Origin of the sequence: Streptomyces sp. ADI95-17, assembly GCF_003846175.1 — a bacterium.
Lineage (GTDB): Bacteria > Actinomycetota > Actinomycetes > Streptomycetales > Streptomycetaceae > Streptomyces > Streptomyces sanglieri.
Genome location: NZ_ML123049.1, coordinates 766,876 through 783,721, shown reverse-complemented (window position 1 = coordinate 783,721; position 16,846 = coordinate 766,876). Strand labels below are relative to the sequence as shown.

Here is a 16,846-nt window from a genome sequence, read left to right as displayed (position 1 = left end):
TATCAGCCCTTCGGGCCGGATCGCCCGCGCTCAGGGCCTTGCCGTCAGGAGGCGAGCAGGTCGGCGAGCTCTGTTCGTGAGCTGATGCCCAGCTTGGGAAACGCGCGGTAGAGGTGGTGTCCCACGGTGCGCGGGCTCAGGAACAGTCGGGTGGCGATCTCACGGTTGGTGGCACCGGTGGCTGCGATCCGGACGACCTCGCGTTCCTGCGAACTCAGGCGACTGATCGGTGAGTCGACGGCATCGGCCGGGTGGGAGGTCTCGCCGGCGGCCTGTAGTTCCGTGGCCGCCCGGCGGGCCCACGGCTGTGCGCCCAGCCTGTCGAAAAGCTCCCTCGCGGTACGCAGATGGCCGCGGGCGTCGAGCTTGCGGCGGCCCCGGCGCAGCCACTCGCCGTAGAGCAGTTCGGTGCGGGCCCGCTCGAAGTCACCGCCCCCGTTGTGCAGATCGAGGGCCGATGTGTAGTGCTCCTCGGCCGACGTGTCCGGACCGGTCAGGGCGGCGCAGCGGTGGGCCTGTGCCGTGAAGTGGGGTTGCCGGAGGTCGTCCGCCCAGCTCATGAGCTGTTTCGCGGGTTCCCTCGCCCGCTCCGGATGGCCCGCGCGAACGGCGGCCTCGATCAGATCGGGCATCAGGTGCCGGGCCAGGATGGGGTGACCCACTGCGTGCCGGGCCGCCTCCAGGTGTTCCAGCGCGTCCTGAGCACGTCCGAGGCCGAGGTCCAGCAGCCCCAGCGCCCACGACGCGTCCGCGGTGCCCCGTCCGACGTCGCGGGGGCGGGTGTATTCCAGTGCCTGGCCGGCCAGTTCGCGGGTGGGTTCCTCCTCCCCGCGGACGGCCGCGAGCACCGCGAGCAGGGCACGCAGGTGGGCGGCCCGGTGGTCCAGGTCGTAGGCCTCCGCGAGCCGGAGCGCTTCGGCGGCGTGCGCGTGCGCGTCCTCGTGCCGGCCCAGCGCCAGCTCCGCCTGGGCGAGCAGATGCAGTGTGGTGGGCAGCCATCCGCCGATGCCCTGCTCGCGGCAGTGGGTGACCGCCGCGGTGGCCAGCCCGTAGGCGTTCTCGTGGGCGGCGACCAGGTGGCAGTAGATCCCGGCCATCAGCCGGTCCATCAGACCGCTCCCGTCGAGACGGGCGGCCTCGACGTGCTCGTCCAGCGTCCGGAGTGCGCCGGAAATGTCGCCGGCGAGCAGCTTCGCGGGCGTGGCCACCACGGGCAGGCCGGGGGTGCGCACGGCGATCTCCATCATGAGGGCCGCGTCGCCGGCCGAGAAGGCCGCGTGGATGGCGTCGGTCAGCAGGGGGGCGAGTTTGTCGGGGCGGCTGGCGGAAACCGTTTCGGTGCATTCGGCCAGCAGGCGGGCGGCCTGCCCGGGGCTGCCGTAGCCCAGCTCGACCACCGAGCGTGCGCGGGCGAAGTCCGCCGCCATGCCCGGGTCCGGGAGAGGCAGCGGCACCTGGTCGGTGAGGGCACGGCAGCGTTCGTCCTGGCCGGCTTCGCTCGCCTTCTGCGCGGCGTTGATCAGGCGGCGGGCGCGTCTCGAAGTGTCCGCGGTGAGGTGAGCGGCACGCTCGTACGCGGCGGACGCGGATGCCATGGCCTGCCGGCTGCCCGCCCACTCGGCGACCCGCTCCAGCTCACCGGCGACCCGCTCGTCCGGGCCGGTCGCCGCGGCGGCCAGGTGCCAGGCGCGCCGGTGCGCGTGCGCGGGACCGTCCAGGACCGCGACCAGTGCCTGATGAGCCGTCAGCCGCCAGGCCAGTGGGGCGCATTGATAGGCGGCGAACCGAATGAGGGGATGCCGAAAGCGCAGCCTCTGCGCGGAGACGAGGACCAGCTCCGCGCGCTCGGCCGGCTCCAGATCGCCGACCTCCCCGCCGAGCCCGGCCGCGGCGGCCAGCACCGTGGGCAGGTCCCCGGTGTCGTCCGCGGCGGCCACCGTGAGCATGCGCCGAGTGGCGTCGGGGAGGCGGCGGATCTGCTCGGCGAAGGCTTCCTGCAGTCGATTCGGTGGCGCCGACCGCGCGTCCGGCAGGGTCAGCGGTCCGAGCTGCCCGGCCCGTTGAGCCGGGGTCAGGGCGGCTGCCAGTTCCTGCAGCGCCAGTGGGTTGCCCTGGGCCTGATCGATGATCCACTCGGTGACCGGGGGTGCGAGGCCGGGCAGCATCGACGCCGCCGACTGCCGGTCGACGCCAGTGACGGACACATGGGGCAGGGCCTTCGCTCCGCTCACCGAGGAGGTCTCGCGCGTGGCGAGGAGCATGACGACACCTTCGGCCCGCAGCCGCCGGGCGGCGAAGACCAGCGCGTCCACGGAAGGCCGGTCGAGCCACTGCAAGTCGTCGACCACACACAACAGGGGCTGTCCGGCGGCCGCTTCGGAGAGCAGCGACAGCGTCGCGAGCCCGATGGTCAGGCGGTCCCGCACGGACTCGTCGCTCAGGCCGAAGACCGCCCGCAGGGCCCCGGCCTGCGGTGGCGGCAGCAGATCGAGCCGGTCCAGCACCGGCAGAAGCAGCTGATGGAGCCCGCCGAAGGCCAGCTCCATCTCCGACTCGATGCCCTCGACCCGCAGCACACTCACGCCTTCGGCGTGGGCGACCGCGTAGTCGAGGAGGGTGGTCTTGCCGATGCCGGCCTCTCCGTGCAGGAGCAGGCAGTTGCTCTCCCCGCGACGGGCGTCGGCGAGCATCCGACGGATATGACACTGCTCTTTCGCACGTCCCTGCACCACGCGTTCCCCCAGCCCCCGTCCCCGGCCGCGACCGGGTGTCATGATCGTCACTATACGTGGACAAGGTACTGAAAAGGCCTGGTCAGGACAGGCCCGATAGCGTCCCGGTCATGACGTGGATCCTACTGAGTGAACACCCGGAGGAGATATCCCGCGGGGCTGTCCTCCAGCTCCCGGTCCGGTGGCCGTACGAGGAGACCGTCGAGTTCATGCTCGCGGAGCTGTCACCGGGTTCGGACGGCCGGATGGGTCTCATCGTGACCACCGGCTACAAGGCCGGGCTGTGGGTGGTGTCCCTGCCGGACGAGGCGTTCGTGGCGGAGCGGCCATGGGCACTGTCGGCAGCATGGCTGCGCGACAACTGGACGGCCAGGATCTACTCGGAGACGGACCCCGAGAAGATCCTGGTCCGCACCGGCTGCTCCCCGTCACAACAGCACGGCTGATCGCGGACGGCCGGCAGCCCCGGTCGGCAGGACCCGGCCCCCTCCGCTCGGTGGACCGGTGGTGAGCCGGAACAGGTCCCACGGCTCGTCCGGCGCCGGCCGCTCGACGATCCCCACCACGACCGACCGCCCGTCGAGCCGGCCGGGACGACGTCTCAGGCCGATTCGAGCAGCGGCCGGACCTCGACCGTCTCGGAGGTACGGAGGGCCTTGGCCAGTTCCACGGCCTCCTCACGATCGGCGACGTCGATCACGAACCAACCGCCGAGGGTCTCCTCGCCGGGGTGCGCCGGCCCTCCGGTCACGGTGGGCGCCCCGTCGGTGGTCTTGCGCACGGTCACCGCGGCCGCCTGCTCGGTGTCCAGGGCATCGCCACCGACCAGTTTCCCCGCCGCCGCGATCTGCCCGATCCACTCTTCGTATGCCGCTCGGTGGGTGTCCCGGTCGGTCTGGATCCTCTTGCGCGACTCGTCCGTCTCGAAGATCACGAGTGCGTACTTCATGGGGGTTCTCTCCTCGTTCTGTGTGTCGTTCAGAAGTGCTGTCGCCCAGGCCTTCTCGGCGAGGTGCGCCCGGGCGCCCGGACCGGGTCAGCCGCCCGGCCCTCGGGTGATGCGGGTGAGCGCGCCGATCTCCAGTGCCGCCCATACGGCGCCGTCCGGGCCGGCGCAGATGCCGTGAGGTTCCGAGCCGGCGGTCGGCAGGTCGTGCACGGTGATCGCCCCGTCGGGGGTGATGGAGCCGACGCGGTTGGCGGCCCACTCGGTGAACCACAGCGTCCCGGTGCTGTCGGGTGTGATGGCATGCGGCCGGGACGTACGGTCGGGCAGTGGGAACTCGGTGATCCGGCCGTCGGTGGTGATGCGCCCGATCTGCCCGGCGCCGATCTCCACGAACCAGAGCGCCCCGTCGTGGCCGGCCGCGATGCCCACCGGGGCGGCGGAGCCGGTCGGCAGGGTGTGCAGGGTGACGGCTCCGTCCATGCCGATCCGCCCGATCCCGTTGGCCTGGTTCATGGTGAACCACATCCCGCCGTCCGGGCCCGCGGTGATCGCGGAGGGGAAGGCCCCGGTGACCGGCAGCGGAAATTCGGTGACACGGCCGTCGGTGGCGATCCGGCCGATCCGGCCGGCGGCGGTCTCGGTGAACCACAGCGCCCCGTCCGGCCCGGCGGCGATCCCGAACGGCCCGCACTCCGGCGTGGGCAGCGCGAACTCCGTTACCGCGCCGTCGAGAGCGATCCGGCCGATGCGGTGCGCCCGGTACTCGGTGAACCACAGGGCGTCGTCCGGCCCGGCGACGATGACCGTCGGCCCGCACTCCGGGTCGAGCCGGTGGGCCGAGAGCTCGTCCCCGGGCACCAGCCGCCCGATGCTTCCGCCCTGGACCATGGTGAACCACAGCGCCCCGTCCGGGCCGCCGGTGAGCGAGTACGGTCCGCTGCCGGCCTCGGCCACGGCGAACTCCTCGATGAACACAGCCATTCAGGCTCTCCCTCTCTTCCGGTGGCGCACGGTGGTCGGCCCGACGCCGCACGCGCGGCTCGCGTCCGGAGGCTTCTCGTCCGGACGGCGGTCGGTCAACTTCCGTTCCCGTCACGCCTGTTGCCGATGCTCTCGATCTCCGCCGGGGTACCGGCCATGATGGTGCGGGTGTGTTCGGTGACCAGCTCGACGGGCCAGTCCCACCACGCGGCGCGCAGAAGACGCCCGATGTCGTCGTCGGCGAAGCGCTGACGGATGAGCCGGGCCGGGTTGCCGCCCACGATCGTGTAGGGCGCCACGTCGCCGGTGACCACGGCACCGGCCGCGATGATGGCACCGTCTCCGATCCGCACGCCGGGCATCACCGTCACCCGGTGGCCGAACCAGACGTCGTTGCCGACGACCGTGTCACCACGGCTCGGCATCGCGTTGACGATGTCCAGGGTCTGCTCGGTCCACCGGCCGCCGAACATGGTAAAGGGGAACGCGGACACCCCCATCGTCGGATGCTCGGCGCCGGCCATCAGGAACCTGGTGCCCGCGGCGATGGCACAGTACTTGCCGATGATCAACCGCTCCGGCCCGTAGGCGTAGAGCACGTTGTGCTGTTCGAAGCCGGTGGGGCCGTCGGGATCGTCGTAGTAGGTGTAGTCGCCCACGACGATCTTCGGCGAGGTGATCAACGGTCTGAGGAACGCCACACGGTCATGCGCGGGCAGCGGGTGCACAGTGTTCGGATCGGGTGACAACACGGAGCCCTTCATCGATCGGAGCGGGTGGTCCTCATGCCGCCGGAGCTGAATAGATCATGCGGATCTGCGAGATCCGGTAGCCGGCGCGGCCGAAGGCCGCGGCCATCGGCGCGTTCCCGGTGTCCGTGGTGGCGGTGATCAGCTCGGTGCCCGCGTCCGCGTGGATGCGGGTGATCTCGGCGAGCAGTTCGTCCACGTACCCACGACCACGGAATTCGGGTACGACACCCAGGTAGCCGACGTTACGGGCGTACGGTGTCGCGGACGGGAGAGCGAACCCGACGACCTCCCCGTCGGCGGCGTACGCCAGCCGCCACCAGTCACGCCGGCCGGGACAACCGAGGTAGAAGTCCATCTCGGCCCGAGCGGTGGCCTCGGCGCCCTTGGCCGCCAGGCTTCGGCGGGTCTCGTCGTCCAGGCTGCCGACTGCTGTCCGCCGGAACAGCCGGAGGAACTCCTCGTCCGGCCCCGGAGCGAAGGTCAGCTCTCCCCCGGCCCGAGGGAGACCGCGATCCGGTGTCCACTCCAGGCGCAGCCGCTCCACTTCCCGCGTGAGCCCGGCCCGCACCGCGGCCCGGCCCCGCCATTCGACGGCCGCGACCGCAGCGGGGTCGTCACGCCAGCCCACGGGCAGCGTCAGGTTGTACAGCGGAGGCTTGGGCGCCCCCTGAGCGGCGAACGCCCGCAGACCGGCGGCCAGCAGCCCTGCCGCGATGTCCGCCCGGCCGTCGAGTGCCGGGTCGACGTACAGGCAGTCCAGGGCGACGGGGTGAGCGCTGTCCGCCTGCCCCCACCAAAGGGCTCGCGCCACCACCCGCCCGTCGTCCTCGGCGATCCAGGTCCACTCGGGCCGGTACATCCCCTGTCGCAACTCGTCCTGGTAGCGGTCGGCTTCTATCCAGCCCACCGGCTCGTCCACGGTCACTGCTACGACGCGCGCCAGATCGGCCTCGGTCGTGGGTCGGAACAACACGTCTTCTCCTACTGCTTGGCGTACGTGGTGACCGTCGTCCCGGTGGTGAAGACCCGGGATCCGGTCAGGGTGAAGGGGGAAGGGGCGAACGAGGTGTGGAACAGGGGGATGCCGTCGCCCAGCACCACTGGGTGGCGGTGCACGACCAGCTCGTCGATCTCCCCCAGCAATTGACCGGCCAGCACGGCACCGCCGCAGAGCCAGATGCCCATGCCCGGTGCTCGCTTCAGCGCGCGGACGAACTCCACCGGGTCGCCGGCCACGACAGCGATCCCGGGGTCGGGACACAACAGGACCGAGGAGAACACGTACTGCCGCAGGTGGGGATACGGGCTGGTCGTGCCGCTCGCTCGTGCCGCCTCGTAGGCACCGCGCCCCATGACAACCGTGTCGAACCTCTTGTTGGGCGTACCGGCGACACCCAGGAATCTGCGGACGTGATCCGGGACGGTCTCGGGGTGCTCGGCAAGAATCGCGGCCTTCAGGTCACCGTCGAATCCAGTGGAGTCGTGCTGTCCGTCCGGACCGGCGATGAAACCGTCGACACTGCAGCCGATGAAGTAGGTGAGCCGACGCATGCGGGGCCGCTTTCGATCCGTGGCTGCCAGGGACAACACGACACTAGGCAGCCGGCGTCCGGTGGGCATCGGTCGACCCGACGTAATGTGACCGGCCGCGACCGGGACCTGCCCGGGGCGGCATCGGCAGACGTGTCCACGACGGCTGTCGGGCGGCGCGCGATCAAGGAGAAGCCTCGGGGCCCCACGGCAAAGACAAAGGGCAAGGAGAACTCTCTCCCTGCCACTTTCAACGTATAGCGCGCTGGGGGGCTTGCCGCAAGGCCCGGGTCGGGGCGCAGAATCGTCGGCCGGTGCCGCAACCTGCGGAAACTCCATGGGACACGACTGCCTCGGAGGCAGAACGATGATCGAGCAGTACGTGTTGGATCTTCAGGAGGCCGACGGGACGCAGATCGCGGTCGTCGGCGGCAAGGGCGCGCAGCTGGGCGGGCTGTCGCGGATCGAGGGCATCCGTGTGCCGGGTGGCTTCTGCGTGACGACGGACGCCTTCCGGCGGATCATGGCGCAGGCGCCGTCGATCGACGAGCGGCTCGATCGGCTGGCGCGGCTGGACCCGGACGACCGGGAGGCGGTCCGCACGCTCAGCGCGGAGATCCGCCGGTTCATCGAAGGGATCGTCGTCCCGGGTGATCTCTCGGCTGCGATCACCCGCGCGCTCGCCGGGCTCGGCGAGCGGGCCGCCTACGCCGTCCGGTCCAGTGCGACGGCGGAGGACCTGCCGACGGCCTCCTTCGCCGGCCAGCAGGACACGTATCTGAACGTCGTGGGACCGGCGGCGGTCCTCCGGCACGTCAGCCGGTGCTGGGCCTCGCTGTTCACCGAGCGGGCCGTGACCTACCGGCGGCGCAACGGCATCGACCACCGTACGGTCCAGATGGCCGTGGTCGTGCAGCGGATGGTCCTCCCGCGTGCGTCCGGCGTCCTGTTCACGGCCGACCCCGTCACGGGCAACCGGAAGGTCGCCACCGTGGACGCCGGCTTCGGCCTCGGCGAAGCCCTCGTCTCCGGCCTGGCGAATCCGGACGTCTTCACGGTGCGGGACGGCGAAGTCGTCGCCAGGGCGATCGCCGCCGAACAGCGTGCCGTGCACGCCCTGCCGGGCGGCGGTACGCGGGAAGTGGCGATCGACCCGCAGCGGCAGGAGCAGCCGGCGCTGACGGATGCTCAGGCCGTGCGGCTCGTGCGGCTCGGACGGCGGATCGAGGCGCACTTCGGCTGTCCGCAGGACATCGAATGGTGCCTGGCCGACGATGGTTTCCAGATCGTGCAGAGCCGGCCGATCACCACGCTGTTTCCCGTCCCCGAGAGCGGTGACCGGGAGAATCACGTCTACCTCTCCGTGGGCCATCAGCAGATGATGACCGACCCCATGAAGCCCCTGGGGATCTCCGTGTGGCAGCTGACGGCCATGGCGCCGATGCACGAGGCCGGCGGGAGGCTGTTCGTCGACGCCACCCGGCGCCTGGCCTCGCCCGCGAGCCGCGCCGGCCTCCTGGACGTCGTGGGGAGAGGCGATCCGCTGATCAGGGACGCGCTGGAGACCGTCCTCGCCCGCGATGATTTCGTCCCGTCGCTGCCGGACGCGGGCCCCGGCCGGCCGCCGGCCGACGGTGCGCCCGCCGCGATCGCGACCGATCCGGCCGTCGTCACCGAGCTGATCGAGCGCAGCCGGGCATCCGTCGCCGCGCTGGAGCGCGACATCCGGACGAAGACCGGGCCGGAGCTGTTCGACTTCCTGCTGGAGTCCTTCGAGGAACACAGGCGGGCCCTCGTCGATCCGCTGACCTTTCGGGCGGTGATGGCGGGGATGGAGGCCACGTGGTGGCTCAACGACAAGCTGTGGGAGTGGCTGGGCGAGAAGAACGCGGCTGACACGCTGACGCTGTCCGCCCCCGGCAACGTGACGTCGGAGATGGGACTGGCGCTGCTCGACGTCGCGGACGTGATCCGCCCGCGGCCGGAGGTGGTGGCGTTCCTCCAGGATGCCCCGGACGACAGCTTCCTGGACGAGTTGGCGGGGCTCCCGGGCGGGACCGAGGCGCGCGACGCCATCGAGGCCTACCTCGACCGGTACGGCATGCGCTGCGCCGGCGAGATCGACATCACGAGGCCTCGCTGGCGCGAGCGCCCCACCACGCTCGTGCCCGCGATCCTCGACAACGTCCGGAACTTCGAGCCCGGCGGGTGTCCGGGCCGCGCAGCCCTCCGTACCGCTTCCGCGCACCTCGCGCGGGGCGACGGGCTGAGCCCCGGCCCGGGTTCAGGTCCGCCGCAGCCGCCTTCGGCCCGCCGTGAGCACGGCGCTGACCTCCCGCAGCCGGAGGGGGCGCGCCAGCAGTGCCACCGCGAGCAGCAGCACCAGGGTGCCCGCGCCCACCGCCGCGAAGTCCCCGTGGCCCGCGCAGGCCCGGGCGGCGAAGTACGCCGCCGTTCCGGCGGGCACGGTCGCGGCCGCCAGCCGGAGCTGCGCCCACAGCGTGGGCGAGCGCAGCGGTGAGGTCGCGCCGCTGCCGCGGACCCTGCGGTGCAGCACGTACGCGGTGGTGGCGAAGCCGGCGAACAGGGCGACGGAGTAGGCGCCGGCCATTCCTGTCACGGCCCAGCGGACCGGCAGCAGCAGATACGCGGCGGCCGAGAGTCCGGCGTTGAGCACCGCGATCACCAGGTTGAGGAAGAACGGTGTGCGGGTGTCGCTCATCGCGTAGAACGCCCGGGAGAGCACGTACTGCCCCGAGTAGGCGACGAGTCCGGGCGCGAACGCCATCATCATGCCCGCCATCACGGCGATGCCCGCGTCGTCCGTGCGCCCGTACCCGTACACCGCTCCCATCATCCACGGTGCCAGCGCGAACAGCAGGGCCGTCGCGGGCACCACGATCGCGGCCGAGGTGCGCAGGGCGTACGAGACGTCGCGCCGCAGGCCCGGCAGGTCGTTGTCGGCCGCCGCCCGGCTCATCCGGGGCATCAGCGCGGTGACCAGCGAGACGGTCACGATGCCGTGCGGGACCACCCACAGCTGATAGGCGTAGCTGTACGCGGTGTAGCCGGGGCCTCCCGCCAGGTCCATGTCCGCGGCGCGCTGGCCCACGGTGGTGGAGAGCCGGGTCACCACCCAGTAGGCGATCTGGTTGGTCAGCACGAGTGCGACCAGCCAGCCGGCCGCGCGCAGCGGCCGGGTGAGGCCGCTGCCCCGCCAGTCGAACCGGGGCCGCCAGCGGAACCTCGCGGCGCGCAGCGCGGGCACCAGGGCGAGCGTCTGGACGACGATCCCGGCGGTCGTGCCCCAGCCGAGCAGCCGGGCCTGCGCCTGGGTCAGCGTGCCGTCGGAGCCCGCCGCGATGCTCAGGTGGAGCCCGAACACGGCGATGATCACGATGTTGTTGAGGACCGGGGTCCACATCATCGCGCCGAACCGGCCCCGGGCGTTGAGCACTTGGCCGAGGAGGGTGAACAGTCCGTAGAAGAGGATCTGCGGCAGGCAGTAGCGGGCCAGGGCGACGGTCAGTTCCGCCTGTGGGCCGTGGTAGCCGGGGGCGTAGACCGAGACGATCCACGGGGCGGCGAGGACGGTGATGCCGGTGAGGGCGAGGAGGCCGAGGGCGCAGAGGGTGAGCAGCCGGTCGGTGTACGCGGCTCCGCCGTCGGCGTGGTTCTTCGCCGCGCGCACCAGTTCGGGGACGAAGACGGCGTTGAGGGCGCCGCCGATGAGCAGGGTGTAGAGGATGTTGGGCACGGTGTTGGCGACGTTGTACCCGTCGGCCTGGAGCCCGGTGCCGAGCGCGGCGACGATGACCGCCGAGCGTATGAAGCCGGTCGCCCGGGAGACGATGGAGCCGGCCGCCATGACGGCGCCGTTGCGCAGCACCGAACGGGGCTTGTGGTCCGCGGCCTCGGTGGTGGCCGCTTCGGTGGCGGTCACCGGCGGGCCGGTTGTGCCGGGTACCTCCGGTACCCCTGGTACAGCGTGTTGTCCGCGGCTCCGCCCACCGATGTCTCCCACTCTCCGCGCGTCTCGACGACCCGGCCGCCGGTGCCGGGCTTCCGGCGGAGGGGCGCGAAGGGGGTCGTCGGGGTCAGGGGTGGAGGGTACCGCGCGCCACGTCCGGCACCGGGTGCTCGCCGAACGGTTCGAGCCGGGGCCGAGCGGCGTATGTGACCGGACGATGACCGATCTGCTGCGTTACATGTCACACAGGGCATTTCCCGGTTTTCGGCCGTTTTGCGGAACCGCTCGCCGACTGTGCGCCTCTCTCTCGGCGAGAAGCAATGCCTTGGAGGTTTTTCCGTTGATCGCTGCACGCCGGCCCGTACGCCGCACCGCTCCGCTCGGCCGCCCGGCCCGGCTCACCCTGGTCGCCGGTAGCGCGGCGCTCGGTGTCATGCTCACCGCCTGTTCCGGTGCCGCCGCCTCGGGCTCGGAGTCGGACAAGGGCGGCGCGGCCAAGTCCTCGGAGGCCAGGATCTCGGTGAACCTGCGGGGCGGCCAGGCCGCCCCGGGGACGCCGGTGAAGGTGACGCTCGACGCCGGGAAGCTGAAGTCGGTCGCGGTGCGCGCGGACGGGGGCGAGGCGCTCACCGGCCGGATATCCGCCGACGGCAGGACCTGGACGTCGGACCGGGTGGCCGCGCCCGGCACCACGTACGGCGTCGAGGCGAAGACCACCGAGGGCGGCAGCGGCAAGGCGGGCTTCACCACCGCCGCCGCCGACAAGGTCAACAAGCTGACGCTGGCCCCCGGCAAGAACACCACGGTCGGCATCGCCCAGCCGCTGTCGGTCGTCTTCGACAACCCGGTGAAGGACAGGGCGGCGGTCGAGAAGGCCCTGAAGGTCTCCACCTCGAACAACACCGAGGGCTCCTGGGGCTGGTTGCAGGACTACTCCGGCAAGGACCGCGTCGACTGGCGGCCCAAGGAGTACTGGAAGTCCGGTACGAAGGTCACGCTCGACGCCGATCTGAACGGCATCGACTCGGGCAGGTCCGGCGGCTGGTTCGTACGCGACTACCGGACCACCTTCACGATCGGCGCCGAGCAGGTGGTCAAGGTCGACCTCGACCGCCACCGGCTCGCGCTGAAGCGGGACGGGAAGACCGTCATGGACGTGCCCATGTCGGCCGGCACCCCGGGCGGCGAGAAGGCGTCCTGGCGCGGGACCGCCGTGCTGATGTCCAAGGAGGGCACGATCAACATGCGCTCCGAGACGGTCGGTCTCGGCGACGCCTACGACAAGATGGTCGACTCGTCGATGCGGCTGACCTGGTCGGGGATGTACGCCCACGCGGCACCGTGGAACGCGGCCTACTTCGGGGTGGCCAACCACAGTTCGGGCTGCGTCGGGATGAGCGACGCCGACGCCGGCGCGCTGTACGGGCAGGTGCGGGTCGGCGACCCGTTCGAGATCACCGGCACGGACGCCAAGGGCACGGTCGCGGAGGGCAACGGGTACGGAGCGTGGAACGTGTCGTGGGCCGACTGGCGGGCTAAGAGCGCGCTGTAGCGGGAGGGACGGGGCGCCGGGCCTCACCACAGGCCCGGCAATTGTTACCCTCACGTAACTTACCGATGAGTTACCACGGGTAAGGAGCCGGGGTTACCGTCGGGTCACTTTGCCCCGCGCCCGTGAGGAGTGACCCGTGGGACGTCCGTACCCGGCTCTGCGCACCACCGCGTCCATCGGAACCGCCGCCGTCCTCTTCGCCGGAGCCGCCCTCGCCGCGGCTCCGGCGGCCGCCGCCCGGACTCCCGCCGCGCCGGTCGCGGCGTCGGCGCCGGGCCCGGAGTTCCACGACATCCCCGGCTCCGGCGGGATCACCCTCAAGGGCAATGTGTTCACGCCGGCCGGAGCGGAGCCCGGCGCCGAGCACCCGCTGATCGTGCTGCCCACCAGCTGGGGCCTGCCGCAGGTCGAATACTTCGCCCAGGCACAGCAGCTCGCCGACTCCGGCTATGTGGTGGTGAGTTACACCTCTCGGGGCTTCTGGCTCTCCGGCGGGAAGATCGAGGTCGCGGGACCGCCGGATCTCGCGGACGTCTCCTCGGTCATCGACTGGGCCCTCGCCAACACCCCCTCCGACCCGGACCGCATCGGCATGGGCGGCGTCTCCTACGGCGCGGGCATCAGCCTCCTCGCGGCCGGACACGACAAGCGGATCAAGGCCGTGGTCGCGCTCAGCGGCTGGGCCGATCTCATCGACTCGATCTACAGCGGCCGCACCCAGCACCTCCAGGCCGCCGCCCTGCTCGGCGGCTCCGGACTGCTCACCGGCCGCCCGAGCGACGAGCTGACCCGGACGCTCACCGACTTCCTGGGCTCCGACCTCGCCAAGGAAGAAGACATGATCGCCTGGGGGAAGAAGCGCTCCCCCGCCTCGTACCTCGACGAGATCAACGCCAACGGCGCCGCCGTCATGATGGGCAACGCCTGGGGCGACACGATCTTCCCGCCCAACCAGTACGCCTCGTTCTACGAGAAGCTCAGCGGCCCCAAGCGGCTGGAGTTCCGACCGGGCGACCACGCCACGGCGGAGGCCACCGGACTGCTCGGCCTGCCCAACGACACCTGGACCGACGCCCACCGCTGGTTCGACCGCTATCTCAAGGGCGAGCGCAACGGCATCGACCAGGAGCCACCGGTCCAGCTCAAGTCCCGTACGGACGGCGGCTACGAGGGCTACCCGGACTGGAAGTCGGTGGGGGCCGCCGAGGAGCGGATCGGGCTCGACGGCACCAAGCGGATCCTCGCGAACATCGACTCCGGCGCCAACGGCGGCATCGTCATGCTGTCCAACGCGCTCGACCAGTTCGTGAAGCTGCCGCCGATCGCCTCCGTCCCCCTTCTCCCCCGTGCCTTCGCGGGCGTCTGGCAGTCCGGGAAGTACGCGACACCGCAGCATGTCCGGGGCACGGCGAAGCTCCACACCACGGTGACCCCGAACGAGGAAAGCGGCACCTTCGTCGCGTATCTCTACGACGAAGGGCCGCTCGGCCTCGGAAAGCTGGTCAGCAACGCCCCCTATACCTTCCACGGGCGGACGCCGGGCCGGCCGTTCCCCGTAGACCTGGAGCTGTTCTCCACCGCCTACGACGTTCCGGCCGGTCACCGTCTCACCCTGGTGATCGACACCGTCGATCCGCTCTACATCGAGCACAACCCGACCGGATCACAGCTGACCTTCTCCTCGTCCCCGGCGGACCCGTCGTACGTGTCCGTGCCGTTGCGCGAGAAGTGATCACCGGCTGCTGCCGGGCGGGCACCGCTCCGCTGGGACCGCCTGGTGGCGGCCCCGGCTACTGCACTCCCGGCAGCAGCGTTCCTGGTTCGGCCGGTGCGATCTCCACGGCCTTCATCTTCGGATTGCGCCGTTCCCGCTTGGCCACCCAGGTCGCGAACCAGGAGAGCAGCATGCACATCCCGATGTAGATCGGCGAGATCACCATCACCACGGGGATGAAGGGAAGATCGTAGTCGAGGTTGGATGCGATGAGCTTGCCCGCGTGGAGGAATTCCTCGTAGGTGATCAGATAGCCGAGCGAGGTGTCCTTCAGCGCCACGACCAACTGGCTGATGATCGTGGGCAGCATGGCGCGTACCGCCTGCGGGGCCAGTACGAACGTGGTGACCTGCGTCTTGCGCAGCCCCAGGGCGTAGGCGGCCTCCGACTGGCCGCGCTCCACCGAGATGATCCCGGTGCGGAACACCTCGGCGAGCACCGAGCCGTTGTACAGGGTCAGGCCGGTGACCAGGGCGGGCAGCGGCTGCACCTTCAGCGCCACGAAGATGAAGAAGATCATCACCAGTACGGGCATGGCCCGGAAGAACTCCACCAGCAGCGTCGCGATCCAGCGCACGGCCCGGTGGTCGGAGAGCCGGCCGACGGCGAGGACCGCGCCGAGCAGGAGCGAGAGCACCGCGGCGTACGCGAACGCCTTGAGGGTGTTGCCCAGCCCGCGCAGCAACAGCTCCTGAATGCCCTTGTACTCGAAGGGTGTCCACTTGGCACTGGTGAACTGTCCGGTGTCGAAGAGCAGATAGACGATCCAGCCGAACAGGGCGAGGATCAGGGCCGTGGAGACGATCCCGTAGAGCAGATGGCGTTTGCGGGTCGCCGGGCCCGGGATGTCGTAGAGCGCGGTGGCGGACGGTGCGGTGCGGGTGGTCATCGGGCGACTCCCCAGCGCTTCTCCATCACGTTGAAGAGCGCACTGATGGACAGGGTGATGATGAGGTAGCCGACGGCGATCCAGATGAAGGTCCAGATGATGCTGTAGCCCAGCTCGTTGAGGGTCTTGTAGGTGCCGAGCAGCTCGGTGACGCTGAACGCCCCGGCGATCGCCGAGTTCTTGGCGAGGGCGATGAGCGTGGAGCCGACCGGCGGGATCACGGAGCGGAACGCCTGCGGCAGCACCACGGTGTTCAGCGTCTGGCCGAACGTCATGCCGAGGCTGCGGGCCGCCTCGCCCTGTCCGGTCGGCACGGTGTTGATGCCCGAGCGCAGCACCTCGCAGATGAACGCGGAGGTGTAGCAGCCGAGCGCGAGGACCGCGAAGACCTTGAAGGGCAGGACCAGTCCGAAGCGCGGCAGTCCGAGCAGGACCGCGAAGAAGAGCAGGGTCAGCGGGGTGTTGCGCAGCACCGTCACCCAGACCGTGCCGAGCACCCGCAGCGAGCCGACGGGAGACACCCGGCAGGAGGCCATGAAGAAGCCGAGGACCAGGGCCAGGATCGAGGAGTAGACGGTCAGTTCGACCGTGCCCAGGAAGCCCTTGCCGTAGAGCGAGAAATTCTCGGTGAGTACGTCCATGGTCGATGCCCGCCCTCTCAGGTAGCCGGGTAGCGGTCGATGGGCGGCGGTGTCGGCGCGGGCACTCCGGAGAGGCCGAGTGTGGCCTCGAACGCCTTCTTCCAGTTGCCGTTCTTCTCGTTGGCCTCCAGGGCGTCGTTGAGCGCGAACCGCAGCGCGTTGTCACTGCGCGGGACGCCGATGCCGTACGGCTCCTCGGAGAACGGCTTGCCCACGACCTTCATCTCCTCGGGCGCCTTGGCCGCGAAGCCCAGCAGGATGGCGTCGTCCGTGGTGACGGCGTCGACCTGATACGTCAGAAGGTTGTCGACGCAGATCGAGTACGTGTCGTAGGCGACCAGGATCGCCTTCGGGTAGTCGGCAGCGATGCGCTGGTACGGGGTGGACCCCGCGGCGGAGCAGACCGTCTTGCCGGCCAGGTCCTGCGGTCCGTTGATGTCGTTCTCGTCGGTACGGACGAGAAGTCCCTGCCCGGCCATGTAATAGGGGCCTGCGAAGCCGACGAGCTTCTTGCGCATGGCGTTGATGGTGTAGGTGCCGACGTAGTAGTCGATCTGTCCGTTCTGCAGCGCCGTCTCGCGGTTGGCGGAGGCGATCGTCTTGAAGCGGATCGTCTTCGGGTCGAAGCCGAGCGAGGCCGACATCATCTTGGCGATCTCGATGTCGAAGCCGGAGTAGATGCCGGTGGCCGGGTCCTTCTCGCCCAGGTAGGGCTGGTCCTCCTTGGCCCCGACCCGGAGGTAGCCGCGCTTCTTCGCCTTCGTCCAGGTCGGCGAGGCGGGCAGCCGGAAACCGGTGTCGACCTTGTACACCGGCAGCTGCTCGGGCTTCGGGCCCTTCACCGGCGGGCTGCCCTCCTTGCCGCACGCGGCGGCGAGCACCGCCAGCAGGAGGCCGGCGCAGGCGGCCACAACTTTTCTCGTACGCAACACGGAGCCCCCCGTCAGTGCTTGAGGATCTTGGACAGGAAGTCCTTGGCGCGGTCGCTCTCCGGAGCGGTGAAGAACGCGTCGGGAGTGCGGTCCTCGACGATGCGCCCGTCGGCCATGAAGACCACGCGGTTGGCGGCGGAGCGG

13 protein-coding genes and 2 pseudogenes are annotated in these 16,846 nt (G+C 70.6%); 4 read left to right on the top strand and 11 right to left on the bottom strand.

From position 1 onward, the window contains the following. Nucleotides 1-44 precede the first annotated feature (44 nt). Nucleotides 45-2,774: an ATP-binding protein gene (locus EES42_RS30165; RefSeq protein ID WP_124721432.1), complete on the bottom strand. Its 2,730-nt coding sequence runs from the start codon at nt 2,772-2,774 to the stop codon at nt 45-47. Between the two features lie 68 nt (nt 2,775-2,842). Here EES42_RS30165 and imm45 point away from each other — a divergent pair, with 68 nt between their 5' ends. Next, entirely contained in the window at nt 2,843-3,178 is a 336-nt protein-coding gene (imm45, locus tag EES42_RS30160; RefSeq protein ID WP_124721431.1) for an Imm45 family immunity protein, read from the top strand. Between the two features lie 155 nt (nt 3,179-3,333). Here the strand turns inward: imm45 and EES42_RS30155 are convergent, their stop codons facing one another. The 5 genes from EES42_RS30155 to EES42_RS30135 all read right to left on the bottom strand — a co-directional run bounded on the left by EES42_RS30155 (nt 3,334) and on the right by EES42_RS30135 (nt 6,965). Next, entirely contained in the window at nt 3,334-3,681 is a 348-nt protein-coding gene (locus tag EES42_RS30155; protein ID WP_124721430.1) for a YciI family protein, read from the bottom strand. 87 nt (nt 3,682-3,768) lie between these two features. Then, nucleotides 3,769-4,662, bottom strand: a complete 894-nt coding sequence (locus EES42_RS30150) for a Vgb family protein (protein ID WP_124721429.1) — start codon at nt 4,660-4,662, stop codon at nt 3,769-3,771. A 95-nt stretch (nt 4,663-4,757) separates the two neighbouring features. Continuing rightward, nucleotides 4,758-5,426: a CatB-related O-acetyltransferase gene (locus EES42_RS30145; RefSeq protein WP_206433641.1), complete on the bottom strand. Its 669-nt coding sequence runs from the start codon at nt 5,424-5,426 to the stop codon at nt 4,758-4,760. A gap of 19 nt (nt 5,427-5,445) precedes the next feature. Continuing rightward, a complete protein-coding gene (locus tag EES42_RS30140) occupies nt 5,446-6,387 on the bottom strand; it encodes a GNAT family N-acetyltransferase (protein WP_241196659.1) in 942 nt (313 codons plus the stop codon). Nucleotides 6,388-6,395: 8 nt separating this feature from the next. After that, a complete protein-coding gene (locus EES42_RS30135; protein WP_124721428.1) occupies nt 6,396-6,965 on the bottom strand; it encodes a dihydrofolate reductase family protein in 570 nt (189 codons plus the stop codon). A gap of 346 nt (nt 6,966-7,311) precedes the next feature. On the opposite strand from EES42_RS30135, the pseudogene rph reads away from it, so the two are divergent. Beyond that, nucleotides 7,312-9,150, top strand: a pseudogene (gene rph / locus EES42_RS30130) (rifamycin-inactivating phosphotransferase); the annotation flags it as partial. Between the two features lie 78 nt (nt 9,151-9,228). On the opposite strand, the gene murJ reads toward rph, so the two are convergent. Beyond that, nucleotides 9,229-10,887: a murein biosynthesis integral membrane protein MurJ gene (gene murJ, locus EES42_RS30125; RefSeq protein ID WP_241196658.1), complete on the bottom strand. Its 1,659-nt coding sequence runs from the start codon at nt 10,885-10,887 to the stop codon at nt 9,229-9,231. A gap of 367 nt (nt 10,888-11,254) precedes the next feature. Here murJ and EES42_RS30115 point away from each other — a divergent pair, with 367 nt between their 5' ends. Both EES42_RS30115 and EES42_RS30110 read left to right on the top strand, forming a co-directional pair. Then, nucleotides 11,255-12,466: a L,D-transpeptidase gene (locus tag EES42_RS30115; RefSeq protein WP_206433640.1), complete on the top strand. Its 1,212-nt coding sequence runs from the start codon at nt 11,255-11,257 to the stop codon at nt 12,464-12,466. 136 nt (nt 12,467-12,602) lie between these two features. Further along, entirely contained in the window at nt 12,603-14,198 is a 1,596-nt protein-coding gene (locus EES42_RS30110) for a CocE/NonD family hydrolase (protein WP_124721425.1), read from the top strand. A 58-nt stretch (nt 14,199-14,256) separates the two neighbouring features. On the opposite strand, the gene EES42_RS30105 is transcribed toward EES42_RS30110, so the two are convergent. The 4 genes and pseudogenes from EES42_RS30105 to EES42_RS30090 form a co-directional block, all read right to left on the bottom strand. Beyond that, nucleotides 14,257-15,129 (bottom strand): amino acid ABC transporter permease, encoded by an 873-nt coding sequence (locus EES42_RS30105; RefSeq protein ID WP_124721424.1) that lies wholly within the window; start codon nt 15,127-15,129, stop codon nt 14,257-14,259. After that, nucleotides 15,126-15,770 carry an amino acid ABC transporter permease gene (locus tag EES42_RS30100; RefSeq protein ID WP_124721423.1) on the bottom strand — a complete coding sequence of 215 codons (645 nt, stop codon included), beginning with the start codon at nt 15,768-15,770 and terminating at the stop codon, nt 15,126-15,128. Before EES42_RS30100 ends, EES42_RS30105 begins: the two co-directional genes overlap by 4 nt. A gap of 17 nt (nt 15,771-15,787) precedes the next feature. Then, entirely contained in the window at nt 15,788-16,699 is a 912-nt protein-coding gene (locus tag EES42_RS30095; RefSeq protein ID WP_124721583.1) for a glutamate ABC transporter substrate-binding protein, read from the bottom strand. Between the two features lie 14 nt (nt 16,700-16,713). Then, nucleotides 16,714-16,846: pseudogene (locus EES42_RS30090) on the bottom strand (amino acid ABC transporter ATP-binding protein); the annotation flags it as partial.

Coding starts and splice junctions, on each gene's coding strand:
- EES42_RS30165 (WP_124721432.1), bottom strand. CDS start 2,774: ATGACACCCGGTCGCGGCCGGGGACGGGGGCTGGGGGAACGCGTGGTG.
- imm45 (WP_124721431.1), top strand. CDS start 2,843: ATGACGTGGATCCTACTGAGTGAACACCCGGAGGAGATATCCCGCGGG.
- EES42_RS30155 (WP_124721430.1), bottom strand. CDS start 3,681: ATGAAGTACGCACTCGTGATCTTCGAGACGGACGAGTCGCGCAAGAGG.
- EES42_RS30150 (WP_124721429.1), bottom strand. CDS start 4,662: ATGGCTGTGTTCATCGAGGAGTTCGCCGTGGCCGAGGCCGGCAGCGGA.
- EES42_RS30145 (WP_206433641.1), bottom strand. CDS start 5,426: ATGAAGGGCTCCGTGTTGTCACCCGATCCGAACACTGTGCACCCGCTG.
- EES42_RS30135 (WP_124721428.1), bottom strand. CDS start 6,965: ATGCGTCGGCTCACCTACTTCATCGGCTGCAGTGTCGACGGTTTCATC.
- EES42_RS30105 (WP_124721424.1), bottom strand. CDS start 15,129: ATGACCACCCGCACCGCACCGTCCGCCACCGCGCTCTACGACATCCCG.
- EES42_RS30100 (WP_124721423.1), bottom strand. CDS start 15,770: ATGGACGTACTCACCGAGAATTTCTCGCTCTACGGCAAGGGCTTCCTG.